Here is a 14,596-nt window from a genome sequence, read left to right as displayed (position 1 = left end):
GGATACCTGAAGAAAGATTAATAAGTTGCCAACGAACAACTATAGCGGCGCCATCCACAAGCTTCCAGCAAGTCACATGGCATTATTGTAAAGGTCACACCCCGGCTTGCAGACGCACGATACACATATGAACGCGATGACCTAAGTATAAGTTCAAATTGAAATCGATTGCCGAAGTATCGACCGCCAAGTGTTGAAAGCGGTTTCAAGCTGCCAGACATTTTTCGCTGAGAACCGCCTCGATCAGGAAGGTCAGGTCGGAAGCCGTGAACGGCTTGGGCAACAAGGCATCGGCCCCGATATGTTTGGCGGCCGACAGGACCTGGGTATTGGCGACCTTTTGATCGGCGCCCGCCGACATGGCGATAATCGCGACTTCGGGCCAGGTATGTTTGATGATGCTGATCCCTTCGATACCGCCCATGCCGGGCATGAAGATATCGGTCAGAACGACATCGACGTGGGCGATATCGACTCGCTCGAAGGCTTCTTCCATGGTCCGCGCCTCGCTGATGCGATAGCCTTTTTCGGCCAGTGCACTGGTCGACAGTTTGCGCACGACACGACAGTCTTCGACAACCAGGATATGGCGCGGCGGTACGGGCGACCGGCGCATCTTGAAAGCGTCGTCGAGGATGATGCCTATATCGGCCGGGGTAAAGGGCTTGGGCAAAACGAAATCGACCTGGGCGCGGCGCGCCATGTTGAGCGTGGCGTTGAGCGCCTGCCCGCCTGCTCCGCCGGCGGTCATGATGGCGATCGGCACGTCAGGCGCCAAGTCGCGAATTTCCGGCAGGTGCAGCAGGGTATTGCCGCCTTCGACATAGACATCGAGCAGCATCAGATCGACATTAGCGGTGCGCAACAGGCTATAGACGGTTTTATGATCGAACGCCTGCATGGCCGACCAATCGTGGCCGTTGAGCATTTTTGAGATGAGCTGTGCCTGAACGCGGCTGTCTTCGAGTACCAGAACCGTGCCGAGTGACATGTGGACCATTCCTTGCGTTGCGAAAGACTAGCACCCGCAAGTTAGGCCAAGGTAAACAAAGACCGGCCACCGTCAAAAAAATGTTGTAAAAGAAAGTATTACCACAGGAAGCAGGTGAAGCTTGCGCCGGCCGGACAAGCCTTTATCATGGCGCAATTCCCGCGAATCTCAAGCCCTGAGCCCCTAATGCTGACCCTGCTGTCCCCCGCCAAATCATTGGATACGACACCGCACGACGGCGGGGTGGCGGCGACCGAGCCGCGCTTTCTCGATCGCAGCGACAAATTGCTGAAGAGCCTGAAGCGACTGAAACCGAAGCATATCGGCGAGATGATGGATATTTCGAAAGCGCTGAGCACGTTGAATTACGAGCGCTATCAGGGTTTCGAGGAACAAACGGCCATGCCGGCGRCCTTCATGTTCGACGGCGACGTTTATACCGGCCTGGTGGCGCGCACCCTGGATGCCGACGGCCTCGCGTGGGCACAGGATCATATTCGCATTCTGTCCGGCCTGTATGGCGTGCTGCGACCGCTGGATCTGATCCGCCCCTATCGCTTGGAAATGGGCTCGGCGCTGAAATCCGGGCGCAGCGAGTCGCTATACCAATTCTGGGGGGACGTCTTGGCCAAGAGTCTGTCTGATGAGTTGAAAGCTCAGGAGTCCGACACCCTGGTTAACCTGGCCAGCCAGGAATATAGCCGTGCTGCCATGGTCAAGGGCCTGAAGGCCAAGGTCGTCAGCCCGCGCTTTCTCGAAATCAAGGGTAATGAGGCGAAGATAGTCTCTTTCTTCGCCAAGAAGGCGCGCGGCTTGATGGCGCGTTACGTCATCGATCATCGCATCGACCGAGCTGAGGGCTTGAAGGATTTCAACGTGGCGGGCTACACCTACCGTGCGGATCTGTCGAAGAACGACGATTGGGTATTCACCCGGCCCCAGCCGGAGCTGATTTCAGCCCGCAAAAAGACGGATTGACCGCCCGCTGAAGGCTAAATCCGAGCCGTCCTGTGCGGCTGTCAACGCCATTTCATTGCAAGCGTAAAACCTGCCCGCACACGAATCTCAAGCGCACAAAGGCTTTTGTGCAAATGCCGCCTTTTGGGCCCGCCACAAATTTGCGCCAATCCATCACCTTCGTGTCACCCGCGTCGCCTTGTGTCGCCGCCGACGCACAGGCGACTTAATAGCGCCCCGCCTCCTCTTCATGGTCCGCGTCCATGAAGATTTGGAACGGCACATATATGCGCAAAACCACCCTGCTTACCGCCACCGCCCTGGGGCTCATCATCCTGCCGCTATCCGCGCAGGCGGCAACCACGGTATCGACCGCGACCATAGATCCCCTGGCCACCAGCACGGCCGGCGATGTCACAGTCAGTTCGGCGGGAACCATCACCCTGACCAGTGGCACGGCGGTTACAGTCGATAGTGACAACGTGCTCGATATGGAAGGCACGATCGCCATGTCGGGCTCAGATTCGGACTCAACCGGCATTCTCATCACCGATGTGCCGGATCGCACGGCCGCCTTGACCTTGGGCGGCACGATCACCGTCACCGACGACTACACGGCCTCCGACACCACGGATGACGACATTGTCGACGCCCCTTGGGCCGAAGGTACCGGCAGGTATGGTATTCATTCGGTCGGAACATCGCCATTTACCGGCGACGTCAACATTACCAGCGCGCTCGATGTCGAAGGCAATGAGTCCTATGGCATCCGTTTCGAAAACCAAATCGACGGCGCCTTTACCTATGATGGTTCGATGACGCTCATCGGCGACAATTCCACCGGCATAGCGCTCGATTCCGGCGTCACCGGCAATACCTACCTCTCCGGATCCGTCAGCGTGTTGGGAGCCAACAGTTCAGCCATCTCCCTGACGGGAGATCTTGGCGGTTCGCTGATCATCGACGGCAGCTATTCCGGCACCGGTTATTCGGCAGCCTATTCGCTGACCGAGGACCAGCTGGAAGACCTCGATCCGTCCCTCAACCTGCTGCAATCCGGCCCCCTGGTCTCGATCTCCGGCAATGTCGCGAACGGTATCCTGTTCGGCTCTTCGGTCACCAGTACCGATGACGACAACACCGATGAGGACGGCGACGGACTAACCGACAGCACACAGAGTACGGCCTCGCTGACGCAATATGGCAGCGCCGCCGCCCTGCTCATCGGCTCGTCGACCTCGGACATCACGATTGGCGGGCTGAGCTATGCCTCGACCGCTGTCGACCCGCCGAGTGTCAATTATGGCCTGCTCAACCGCGGTACGATCAGCGCCTACGGCATCTATTCCGGCATCGACTCCACCGCCGTGCAAATCGGCGGCACCGGCTATACCACTACGATCGCCAATGGCATCGGCGTTACCGGCAGTATTGTCGACTCGGCCTATGGCGGTAATGCCACCGGCCTGTCGTTGCTGACCGGCGCCACAACGCCACTCCTCGATGTCGATGGCGCTATCACGGCGACGACGACCACCGCGACCACGTCCGAGACGACCGACGACGTCACCACCTATACAACCGTCGGCAATACCACGGCACGGGCGGTCGATATCGCCGCAGATGCCAATCTGAACACGATCAACGTCGGCGAAAGCGCCAAGATTTCGGCCTCGGGCGTCGGTTCGACCGCCAATGCCACCGCCATTCGCGACCTGTCCGGCACGCTGACCACCATCACCAACAACGGCACGATCAGTGCGGCGATCACAGCCTCTGATGACGATGGCGACGACGTTGCCGACACCATTACCGGCACTGCCACGGCCATCGATGTGAGCGCCAACACGACTGGTGTCACCCTGACGCAGACCGATACGGCCCCGGACGACGACGATATCGCCGCTCCTTATATCTACGGCAAGATTCTGTTCGGCTCCGGCAATGACACGCTGTCGTCGTCCGGCGGCTATATCTATGGCGCGCTCGATTACGGGTCCGGCACCGGCACTTTTTCACTTAACGACGGCGCCGTCTACGCCGGCAAGATGACGTCAGCCGGCGACATCGCCATGGATATCGACGGCGAAAGTACGGCCAACCTGCTAAGCGGCAGCGCGGTCAAGACCAGCACAGTACACGTCGGCGACGGCAGCACGCTCGGCCTGGTCCTGGCGGTCGATTCGCCCTCGACCGCCATCTTGACCGGCACCGGCGCCGCCACCTTCGATGACGGCGCGACGCTCAACCTGACGCTCGACAAACTGCTGACCACGCCAGCTACTTTCACCGTCTTGACGGCCTCCAGCATAGATCTCGGCGACATGCCGACCGAGACTCTGGACGGCTACGTGCCCTACCTCTACCACGCCGACCTGACGACAAACGATGGCGACACTACGCTTTATGCCAATTTCCGGCTGAAGACCCAGGCCGAGGCCGGCTATTCCAATAATCAGTATTCGGCCCTGGCGCCGGTCCTGGCCGTCGCTGCGCTCGATTCCGGCGCCGAATCCTCCATCCTGGCGCAAACGACGAAGGAGGGCTTCGATCACGTCTATAACCAGTATCTGCCCGACTATTCCGGCGAAAACCTGCTAACCCTGTCGCTTGGTTCGGAGTCACTCAACCGCTCACTAGGGTCGCTGACCCTTATCCCGGACAATAATGGCGGCCAATACTGGCTGCAGCAGTATGGATACAGCGTCAATCGCACCTATGGCGAGACGGCTGGCTTCAAATCCACGGGCTTCAGCTTTGCCGGCGGGCGCGAACGCGCCGTCTACGGCAACCAGATGGTCGGCGGCTACATGTCGATTACCTCGTCCTCGCCACTCGATACCTTCGCGATCGCCGCCGAAACCACATCGGCCTCGGACTACTCCATCGGCGCCTACTGGCGTCTCAACAGCGATGGTGTCAAGGCATGGGCCCATGCCGGGGCGGGTTATGATCAGTTCGCCACCACGCGCAACCTGCTGACCACCTACGTCACCCACATCGCCACCGCCAAGTGGAACGGCTATTCGCTCAGTGCCGGCGCCGGCGCTTCTTACGACTACAGGGTCGGCGGCTTCACGGTCACCCCGCAGGTGCTTGCCGACTATTACCGCCTGAACGAAGCGAAACACGCTGAATCGGGCGGTGGCGATTATTTCGACCTGGCTGTGGCGAACCGCGACGGCCATTTGCTGAGTTCTACGGCCCTGGTCAATGTCAGCTACGACAAGGCCTTTATCAAGCCGACCCTGTGGCTCGGCTACAAGGAGAACATGTCGGCCACCATAGCCGATACGGTCGCCAACTTCGCCAATCAGGATGCCTTCACCCTGACCGGGGGCAATATCAAGGGCGGCGGTCCCGTGGCCGGCTTCCGGGTCTCGGCCGATAACCAGTACAGCTATTTTGCCGTAGAGGCCGAATACCAGAAGACCGCCGACTATAGTAACGCTTCTATCAGCCTGCGTACGCGCTTCCAGTTCTGACATGGTCCGGACGATTCTGTTCGTCAAATCGGGCGTTGGCGGCCAGCCGGTTCCGGCGACGGAATTGTCCGAAGCGGGCTTCACGACGGAGGTCGTTTATGCGCACGGCTCCCAACTCCCGCCCAAGCCGGAATACCGGCCGGACCTGGCAGTATGGCAGGGTGGCGTGATGCTGACGGCGCCGGTCGTGGCCTGGGCCGCGCCGGTGCCCTTGATCGTCGTCAGCGACGTGGCTGAAGACGTCGACCGAATCATCGGATTGGAGCTGGGGGCCGACGACGTGGTCGCCGCGCCCTATAACCCAAGGGAACTGATCGCCCGGATCCGCAATATTGTCGGGACCGAAGGTCAGGCCGAAGCCCCGGATCACGCGCGGACGACGAGTTTCTTCGACTGGACGCTCGACAATCCGACCCGACTGCTGAGCCACAGAGACGGCGACCGGCTAAGGCTGTCGCCGAGCGAATACCGGGTCTTGCGGCTCTTGCTCGACAGCGACGGCCGGACGTTGAGCCGCCAGGATATCCAGCGGCTGACCAGCCAGGAGGACGGTTCGCCTATTCCGTTGCGAGGCATAGACGTCATCGTCAATCGCCTGCGTATCAAATTGTTCGGCGGTTCGGCCTTCGACATCCTACAGACCATTCACGGCCAGGGTTATCGCATGCGGCTGCTGTGGCAGATCGGATAAGGCAACTCAGCCGATAAAGCCGGCGGCGCGGCGCAGACGGTCATTGATGGCCTCGCCAATGCCGGTTTCGGGGATCGGCGCCACCATAATCCGTTCAGGCTTCAAGCGGTCGGCCTCGCGCAACATCCTGAACAGGTTGGCGGCGGCTTCACGCACATCGCAGCTTGCGCTGAGTTGGAACACCGGGCCGGAATAGCCTGTCGGGCCGAAAGCAAGATAGGCACCCAGATCAGGACGATCAATGTTGATTTGAACAGGCGCATCGGGTGCGTAGTGCAGACTGAGGCGACCAGGCGAGCGATGCCCTTCCGCCGCGTCGGCGGCCAGGGGCCCAATGACCGCTTCAATTTGCTGGCGCGTCACGGCGCCGGCGCGCAGATAGCGCGCCTCACCCAGCAGGCTGACCACGGTCGATTCAACGCCGACCGGACAGGCTCCGCCGTCCAGTGAAACTTCTACATACCGTCCGGTCTCTTCCCATGCATCCGCTGCCGTGGTCGGGCTTGGCCGGCCTGAGCGGTTGGCCGAAGGTGCGACAACGCCAAAATCCACGCCTCGCAGAATCCGTAGGGCCAAAGGATGATCAGGCATGCGCAGGGCGACGCTGTCGAGCCCTGCCCGCGCCAGATCGCAAGCCATGTCGGTGCCAGCCACCGGTAGGACCAAGGTCAAGGGACCTGGCCAGAAAGCGGCTGCCAAGGCGCGCGCCCGGTCGTCGAATTGGCCTATTTTTTCAGCCATGGCGATGTCACCGACATGGACGATCAAGGGGTTGAACCGCGGCCGCCCCTTGGCTTCAAAGACCTTGGCGACCGCAACGGGGTCGTCTGCCCGGGCGCCCAAGCCATAGACGGTTTCGGTCGGCAGATGGATCAGTTCGCCGCCCCGCAGCGCTGCGATGGCGGCGTCGACATTGCTCATTTGGCGGCAGTGGCTTTCAGCGTGATCGATACCGTCACCTTGGCCGGTACGGCGTCGGTCTTGGCCCAGTCGCCTGAACCCACGCCAAAGGCGGTACGGTCGATCGTCGTCGTTCCCGACATGGTCGCTGCACCGCCCTTGACGGTCAGGGTGAACGGCAGCTCGCAGGGCTTGGTAACGCCGTGCATGGTCAGCTTGCCGTGGGCGACGAAATGGGTGGCATCCTTCTGGGTGAAGGATTTCGCTTCGAACACGGCCTTTGGAAAGGCGGATGTGGCGAAGAAGTCGCTGCTCTTCAGACTGGCGTCGCGATCATTGTCGCCCGACGTCACCGAGGTCAGGTCGATCGTGACCTTGACGTGCGAGGCGGCCAATTGCTTGGCGTCGAAAGCGATGGCGGCGGCATAGCTGCCGAACGCGCCGTTGATGGCTTCGCCGGAAAAGGTCGTCGAAAAGGCGATCTTGGTGGCAGACTTATCGACATTCCAGGTCGTGACAGCGGCGGTTTCGGAAGAGGTCGACGACGCTTCGGACGATGCCGCAGCCGAAGCCGCGACTTCGGATGCCATTTCGGATGTCGGCGCTTCGGCGGGTGGCGCTGCACCTTCCGCCGGCGGCGGTCCTTCATGCCCGCCCGTCTCGGGCACGCCGCGATAGATGCCGAAACCCAGGCCAACAGCCAGGGCAACAACCCCGACCGGCACGATCCAGCGCCAGTTGAGGATCGGCTCGGGTGTCAGGCCGGGCACCATGTGCTGGATCACCGTATCCTTGTCGACAAAATGATGCTTGAGCGCGGCAGCGACGTGCAAAGGCACCATCAAATAGATGATCAACTTGGCGATCAGGCCGTGGAAGGCTTCGAAAAACTCATGCAAGTCATGGGCTCGCGGTCCGGTCGTGGGCAGAAAAGGCATATGCGGCCAGGCAAACAAACCGAAAAACGGAATCTCTCGCACCGAGGTCGACACCATCAACCACCCGGTTAGCGGCATGCCGATCATGACGACATAAAAACCAAGATGCAGGGCCTTGGCCGCCAAGGCTTGCCAGGCCGGCATAGGCGGTTCGGGGGGCGCCTTGTAGGCTAATCGGAAACCGATGCGCACAAAGCTGAGCAACAGAATGGTGATCCCGATCGATTTGTGCAGATTGATTCGGCTCAGTCGCAAGGAATCGTGGTCACCGAGCCGCCAACCGAGGAAGATCATGAACAATATTAAGCCGGCGATCAGCCAGTGTAGCCAGCGGCTGTAGCGATTATAACTTTCGGCCTGCATGATCGTCTCCGTCGTTTCAGAGTGACTCTCATACACCGGCTTCCCGGTGGCCGTCATGCGAAAAGATATGTAACTGATACGATTTCAGATATTGGGATTAGGATCAAATCCGCATGACAAAAGTTGACGTTCACGTAAAACAACTTGCCAAAAATCGCCCCGCCCGCTTACACTGGCTTAAAACAGACCAAGAAAACCGAGGGAAGCATCATGACCTACCGGCCCAGCATCAAGGATATCCGTTTTACCCTGGATCATGTCATTGGCATGGACGATCTGTATGGCACGGCGGCCTTTCCCGATTTCGACGCCGATCTGCGCGAGGCCGTGCTCGATGCCGCCGGTCAGTTGGCTGGAGACATTCTGGCGCCGCTGAACCGCATAGGCGACCTGGGCGGCACTAGGCTGGACGGCGACCGGGTGGTGGTCGCCAACGGATTTTTGGATGCCATCAAGAGCTATGGCGACGGCGGTTGGTACGGATTAGCGGCCGATCCGGCCTATGGCGGCCAGGGTCTGCCGAAAATGCTGGAACAGGCTTGTTTCGATATTTTCAACGGCGCCAATATGGCCTTTACCCTCCTGCCGACGCTCAGTCAGGGTTCCATTGAAGCCATCCATGCCCATGGGTCGCAGGCACAAAAAGACCTGTTCCTGCCCAAGCTGATTACCGGCGAATGGTGCGGCACCATGAACTTGACCGAACCTCAGGCCGGATCGGATCTGGCCGCCCTGACCACCAGGGCCGAGCCCGCCGGGGACGGCACCTATCGCATCACCGGGCAAAAGATCTTCATCACCTGGGGCGAACACGACGGCGCCGACAATATCATTCATCTCGTTTTGGCCCGCCTGCCCGACGCCCCGAAAGGGACGCGCGGCATCTCTTTGTTTTTATGCCCGAAATTCCTCGTCGGCAGCGACGGTGCGAATGGCGCGCGCAACAGCGTCAAATGCGTCGGGCTGGAGCACAAGCTGGGTATCCACGCCTCTCCCACCTGCGTTATGGCCTTCGAAGGCGCCCACGCCGAGCTGATCGGCCCGCCCAATGGCGGATTGGCGGCCATGTTCACCATGATGAACGCGGCACGGCTAGCTGTCGGTTTCCAGGGCGTCGGCATGGCTGACGCCGCCTGGCAGAAGGCGCAGGCTTATGCCGTAGAACGCCGCCAGGGCAGATCTCTGATCAGCGGCGAAGACTATGCCCCAATCTACGATCATCCCGATGTCCGGCTGATGCTGGCGCTGATGAAGGCCAAGGGCGAAGCCGCCCGCGCCATTTGCGTGCTGACAGCTGCCGCCATCGATACAGCACTTATCTCGGATGATGATGCGATCAGGACGAAAGCCAAGCGACGCGAAGATTTTCTGGTCCCCATCGCTAAGGGATGGTCGACCGATGCGGCAGTCGATGTCGCGTCATTAGGCGTGCAGGTCCACGGCGGCATGGGCTTTATTGAGGAAACCGGCGCCGCGCAATATTATCGCGACGCTCGTATCGCGCCGATTTACGAAGGCACCAACGGCATCCAGGCCGCGGACCTGGTCGGCCGCAAGCTCGGTAGCGATGGTGTGGCCGCCAGAGAACTTCAGACAGATATAAAATCCTTTATAGATAACAATAGTCTATCTTCAATATTTGCCGATCAAGGCGAGGCTTTGCAGACCGCCGTGACGGCCTTTGCCGAGGCAACGGACTTCCTTCTGGCGCAAAAAGCCGTGGCGCCGCTCGATGTCGCCGCCGGCGCCACGACCTATCTCAAGCTGTGCGGCGACCTGATCGGCGGCTGGCTACTGCTTAAGGGGGCGCTAGCGGCGCAGGCCCTGATCGACGCAAACCAGGGCGATACGGCCTGGCTGGGCGACCGCATCAGGATTATGCGCGTCTATTACGCCCATATCCTGCCTCACGCCGTCGCTCACTTGGCGGCGATTAAGGCTGGATTCGGCGCGCTGGACGGCCTAAACCTCACCCTGGATTAGGGAGAGCCTCGTGAAAATCAAGCGCAGCGTTTTATTCGGCGTGCCCCTGTTGGTGCTGGGGTTTGTGGTCTTCGTCTCACAGAACAACAAGCGCGGCGACACGGTCATGCCGTCGAAATCACTCAGTCTGATCGTACCTCCGGCCGCCGAAGACAGCTTCGAGCTGGCCATCCTCGACTATGCCCGGGCAAAGCACATGGTGGTGTTACAAGGCGAAACGCCGGCGGACAAACCCGGTTTTTTGACCGTGCAGCTTCAGGGCGCCAAGAGCCACATCAATATTTCGCGGCTCAATCCCGACGACAAGCGTACGACCAAGGTCTATTTCTTCGCCCCCAAACCGATGTTCGGACTGGGTCAAAACATGGCCGAACGCGATTCAGCCGAATTCATCGACCTGGTGACGAAAACTCCGGGGGTAACCCTGGTCCGGTAATCGCTTCGGCAATCCTCAGTTAGCTGGACCGTCGACCGGCACGGCAGACCCGGATGCGCTATCGTCGCCGGACGGCTTGGCGGCCTGGCCGGCTGTGCCGCCCTTGGGATTGTTGGTCAGGTCCTTGGTGTCGGTCGTGGCACCGCCAGGCGTGCGGACCGGTTGCGGCGGCAGGGGCGTAACCTTGAGATTGCCCGAGGGATTGAGACCGCTGGCCTGGGCTTTCAGCATGATGTCGATTGTCTGGCGAACATAGACCGCGTCGGTCACCACGCCCAATTCCAAACGTTGGTTGTCGTCCTCGACCTGCTTGATCAGGACGCCCGCGATAAAGGTATGCGCCCGGCCCCCGCCCGAGGTCATGAAGACCGGGCCACCGGAATTGCCCGGCACGGCCGTCAGGTCGATCAGGAAGGTCGGATAGGTGCTGGTCGGCGACGTCGGATAGGAGGCCAGCCGCCCCGCGCGCAGAATCGGGAAGCCGGCGATATTGGCCGACAGACCGTGCGGGTAACCGAGCGTCATCAGTTCGTCACCTGGGCTGATATGCTCGGTCGTAAAGGTATTGTCGTCGGCCAGCCAGCTTTCAGGAATGGCCTGGCCCTTGAAATTGGCCGGCAAGGTCACCGGGATAACCGCAATGTCCTGGGACGGATGCTGATACCAGGCCGGGCCCGTCGTCGAGCGAATGGCGATATTGGAAGGCACATAAATCCATTGGCCGTTGGTGCTTTGCACGCGCCAGCCGACGCGAACTTCCGGCGCCGGCATCTTTTCGAAAACGTGGGCGGCGGTAACCAGGACGGTCTGAGTGGTGCCGTCGGGCTTGGGGACCGAAATCAGGAAGCCGGTGCCCACCATGCGTTTGGCGTCGCTGATCGGCTGATCGATCTGCACCGTCGCCTTGATCAGGTCCACTGTCAGATCAACATCCATATCGCCGCTACCCCACCGTATTGCGTCTGAAATCCGCGGGAACCCGCATTGCTATTTGACGGCATTTCCGGAATGGGTCAATCCTTTACCCCCATCTCCGTTTACCACGTCTTGCGAGTCTGGCTTTGCAGCCACAGTTTTTAGGTGCTCATGCGCCGCGGGCTTTCCTGCCTGGTGGCGGCACCTGCGAGATTATATGAAAGATAACATGCCTCTATCCCACGCCGCCGTACCCCAGGCACCTTCCCCCGCCAAGAAGCCATTCCGTATCGAGCAATTGGGCCGGGTCCGCACCGACGACTACCGTTGGATGAAGGACGACAACTGGCAGGCTGTGCTGCGCGACCCGGCCCTGATCCGCAAGGATGTTAAGGAAACCCTCGACGCCGAGAATGCCTACAGCGCCGCCATGCTTTCCGGCACCAAGACGCTGCAGGACGAGATTTTCGCCGAAATGAAGGGCCGCATCAAAGAAGACGACGCTTCGGTGCCATCGCCGGACGGTCCGTGGGAATATTACAGCCGCTTCGAGCTGGGCGCCCAGCACGGCATTACCGCCCGCCGGCCGCGCTCCGAAACCGCCTTTACGGACATCCTGCCGTCGATCGCTGACACCATGGCGTCAGAGCAAGTCCTGCTCAACGAAGAAGATCGCGCACAGGGGACCGACTTTTACGAGACCTCGGCCGCCCAGCACAGTCCGGACCATAAACTGTTCGCCTGGGGCGAGGACACGCAAGGCTCGGAATATTATAAGGTCTATGTCCGCGATCTTGAAACCGGCGAGATCCTGCCCGATCCGATCGAAAGCTGCGACGGCGGTTTTACCTTCTCACCCGATTCACACTATATCTTCTGGACCTGGCGCGACGAAAATTCGCGGCCGGCCAAGATATTCCGCCGGCCCGCCCGCGGCGGCGAAGACGTCTTGGTCTATACCGAAGCCGATGACGGCTTCTTCCTCAATATCGGCACCCTCAGTTCGGATCAATTTATCGCCATAAGCAGCGGAAATCACGAGACAAACGAGACCTGGCTGATCCCCGCAGCCACGCCCGAAGCCTTGCCGGTCTGCGTGCAAGCTCGCGAAGACGGCGTGCAATATGATGTCGACCACTGGGATGATCGCTTCATCATCCATACCAATGCCGACGACGCCATCGACTTCAAGATCATGGTGTCGTTCGCTGCTCATCCGTCGCGCGACACCTGGCAGGAGTTCATCCCGCACCGGCCGGGTATCTATGTCACCGGCGCCGAGGTCCTGAAACGTCATATGGTGCGATCAGAGCGCGAAAACGCCAATACGCGTGTGGTCATCACGCGCAAGGCCGATATGAGCGAGCACAGTATCGACGTCGCCGAAGAAGCCTACAGCCTGGGCGCCGGCAGTGGCTACGAATACGATACCGACATCATCCGCTATTCCTATACCTCGCCGACGACGCCAGCCCAGACCTTCTCTTATAATATGGAAACGCGCGAAAAGGTGCTGCGCAAGGTTCAGGTCATTCCGTCGGGTCATAACCCCGCCGATTACGTCGCGCGCCGGCTCTATGCCACGGCGCCCGACGGCGAAAGCGTGCCGATCACCGTCCTGATGAAGGCCGGCACACCTTTGGACGGCAAGGCGCCGTTACTGCTGTACGGCTATGGCTCCTACGGCATGCCGATGGACCCGACCTTTTCAATCCGTTCGCTCAGCCTCGTCAATCGCGGCTGGATCTACGCCATCGCCCATGTCCGCGGCGGTTCGGAAAAGGGTTATGGCTGGTTTCTTGACGGCCGCAAGGGCAAGAAGGTCAATACCTTCAAGGACTTTATAGCGTGTGCCGAGTCTTTGTGTGAGGGCGGCTATGGCAGCCCCGGTCGCATTGTCGCCTATGGTGGCTCGGCCGGTGGCATGTTGATGGGGGCGGTCGTTAATATGCGCCCGGACCTGTGGGCCGGCATCATCGGCGCCGTGCCCTTTATCGACGTCCTCAACACCATGAGTGATATCACCTTACCGCTAACGCCGCCGGAATGGCCGGAATGGGGCAATCCGCTTGAAGACCCGGTGGCTTACGACACAATCGCGTCCTACAGCCCCTATGACAACATCGCTCCCCGGCCCTATCCGCCTGTCCTGGCGACCGGGGGCCTGAGCGACACGCGCGTCACCTATTGGGAGCCGATGAAGTGGATCGCCAAGCTGCGCGAGACTTCGACCTCCGGCGCGCCGATGCTGTTGAAAATCAACATGGAAGCCGGTCACGGCGGCGCCTCGGGACGGTTTGACTTCCTGAAGGAAATCGCCTTCGACTATGCTTTCGCCATCTGGGCGATGGAGAGGACCCAAGAAAAGGTTAGGCCATGATACGCGACGCGACCGACGCCGATTTTGCGGCCATCACCGCCATTTACGGCCATAATGTGCTGCATGGCACCGGCACCTTCGCCCTGGAGCCGCCCTCCCTGGCTGAGATGCTAGCCAGCTTTCATGCGGTAAAGCGGATGCGCCTGCCCTATATCGTCATCGAGGAGGGCGGTGCCGTCATCGGTTATGCCTATGCCTCGCCGTTTCGCACGCGCCCGGGCTATAAATACGGTGTTGAGGACAGCATCTACCTGGCTGCCGGCGCCGAGGGCCGAGGCCTCGGCAAGGCCCTGCTCAGCCGCCTCATCGAGCTCTGCACGGCGCGAGGTTTATATCTCATGATCGCGGTCATCGGCGATGGCGCCAACCAGGCTTCGATCGGCGTCCATCGCACATGCGGATTCGAGCTAACCGGCAGCCTGCCGCACGCTGGTTACAAGTTCGGCCGCTGGCTGGACGTCGTCTTTATGACGCGCGACTTGCTGCCGTCGACCGAAACGCCGCAGGGTGAAGGCTGGACCGATTAGGTTTCCGGCTGTTCACCATATCGTAGGCGT

At 60.3% G+C, this 14,596-nt stretch carries 11 protein-coding genes; 7 read left to right on the top strand and 4 right to left on the bottom strand.

Annotated elements, in window-relative coordinates; translation table 11 throughout:
• Positions 1–205: 205 nt before the first annotated feature.
• On the bottom strand, positions 206–991 hold the full coding sequence (locus AC1DX3_RS16920; RefSeq protein WP_476990495.1) for a response regulator: 786 nt from the start codon (positions 989–991) through the stop codon (positions 206–208).
• Between the two features lie 186 nt (positions 992–1,177).
• Between AC1DX3_RS16920 and yaaA the strand changes: the two genes are divergently transcribed.
• The 3 genes from yaaA (at position 1,178) to AC1DX3_RS16905 (ending at position 6,124) form a co-directional block, all read left to right on the top strand.
• Positions 1,178–1,969 carry a peroxide stress protein YaaA gene (gene yaaA, locus AC1DX3_RS16915; protein WP_476990494.1) on the top strand — a complete coding sequence of 264 codons (792 nt, stop codon included), beginning with the start codon at positions 1,178–1,180 and terminating at the stop codon, positions 1,967–1,969.
• 242 nt (positions 1,970–2,211) lie between these two features.
• Complete coding sequence (locus AC1DX3_RS16910; protein WP_476990493.1) at positions 2,212–5,433, top strand: autotransporter outer membrane beta-barrel domain-containing protein; 3,222 nt, start codon at positions 2,212–2,214, stop codon at positions 5,431–5,433.
• Between the two features lies 1 nt (position 5,434).
• Entirely contained in the window at positions 5,435–6,124 is a 690-nt protein-coding gene (locus AC1DX3_RS16905; protein WP_476990492.1) for a winged helix-turn-helix domain-containing protein, read from the top strand.
• 6 nt (positions 6,125–6,130) lie between these two features.
• Here AC1DX3_RS16905 and AC1DX3_RS16900 read toward each other — a convergent pair whose 3' ends face one another.
• Complete coding sequence (locus AC1DX3_RS16900) at positions 6,131–7,045, bottom strand: L-threonylcarbamoyladenylate synthase (protein WP_476990491.1); 915 nt, start codon at positions 7,043–7,045, stop codon at positions 6,131–6,133.
• Positions 7,042–8,325 carry a YceI family protein gene (locus tag AC1DX3_RS16895; protein ID WP_476990490.1) on the bottom strand — a complete coding sequence of 428 codons (1,284 nt, stop codon included), beginning with the start codon at positions 8,323–8,325 and terminating at the stop codon, positions 7,042–7,044. The genes AC1DX3_RS16900 and AC1DX3_RS16895 overlap by 4 nt, the downstream gene beginning before the upstream one ends.
• A gap of 210 nt (positions 8,326–8,535) precedes the next feature.
• On the opposite strand from AC1DX3_RS16895, the gene AC1DX3_RS16890 reads away from it, so the two are divergent.
• Both AC1DX3_RS16890 and AC1DX3_RS16885 read left to right on the top strand, forming a co-directional pair.
• On the top strand, positions 8,536–10,308 hold the full coding sequence (locus AC1DX3_RS16890; protein WP_476990489.1) for an acyl-CoA dehydrogenase: 1,773 nt from the start codon (positions 8,536–8,538) through the stop codon (positions 10,306–10,308).
• Positions 10,309–10,318: 10 nt separating this feature from the next.
• Positions 10,319–10,744, top strand: coding sequence for a hypothetical protein (locus AC1DX3_RS16885; protein ID WP_476990488.1), 426 nt, complete (start codon positions 10,319–10,321; stop codon positions 10,742–10,744).
• A 15-nt stretch (positions 10,745–10,759) separates the two neighbouring features.
• On the opposite strand, the gene AC1DX3_RS16880 is transcribed toward AC1DX3_RS16885, so the two are convergent.
• Positions 10,760–11,680: a trypsin-like serine peptidase gene (locus AC1DX3_RS16880; RefSeq protein WP_476990487.1), complete on the bottom strand. Its 921-nt coding sequence runs from the start codon at positions 11,678–11,680 to the stop codon at positions 10,760–10,762.
• A 208-nt stretch (positions 11,681–11,888) separates the two neighbouring features.
• Between AC1DX3_RS16880 and AC1DX3_RS16875 the strand changes: the two genes are divergently transcribed.
• Both AC1DX3_RS16875 and AC1DX3_RS16870 read left to right on the top strand, forming a co-directional pair.
• Positions 11,889–14,039 carry a S9 family peptidase gene (locus AC1DX3_RS16875; RefSeq protein WP_476990486.1) on the top strand — a complete coding sequence of 717 codons (2,151 nt, stop codon included), beginning with the start codon at positions 11,889–11,891 and terminating at the stop codon, positions 14,037–14,039.
• A complete protein-coding gene (locus AC1DX3_RS16870) occupies positions 14,036–14,566 on the top strand; it encodes an N-acetyltransferase family protein (protein ID WP_476990485.1) in 531 nt (176 codons plus the stop codon). The genes AC1DX3_RS16875 and AC1DX3_RS16870 overlap by 4 nt, the downstream gene beginning before the upstream one ends.
• Positions 14,567–14,596: the final 30 nt, after the last annotated feature.

This window comes from Asticcacaulis sp. P2_B1, assembly GCF_056404915.1.
Note: the sequence above shows the minus strand (reverse complement) of the source record. Positions and strands in the feature narration are given on the sequence as shown.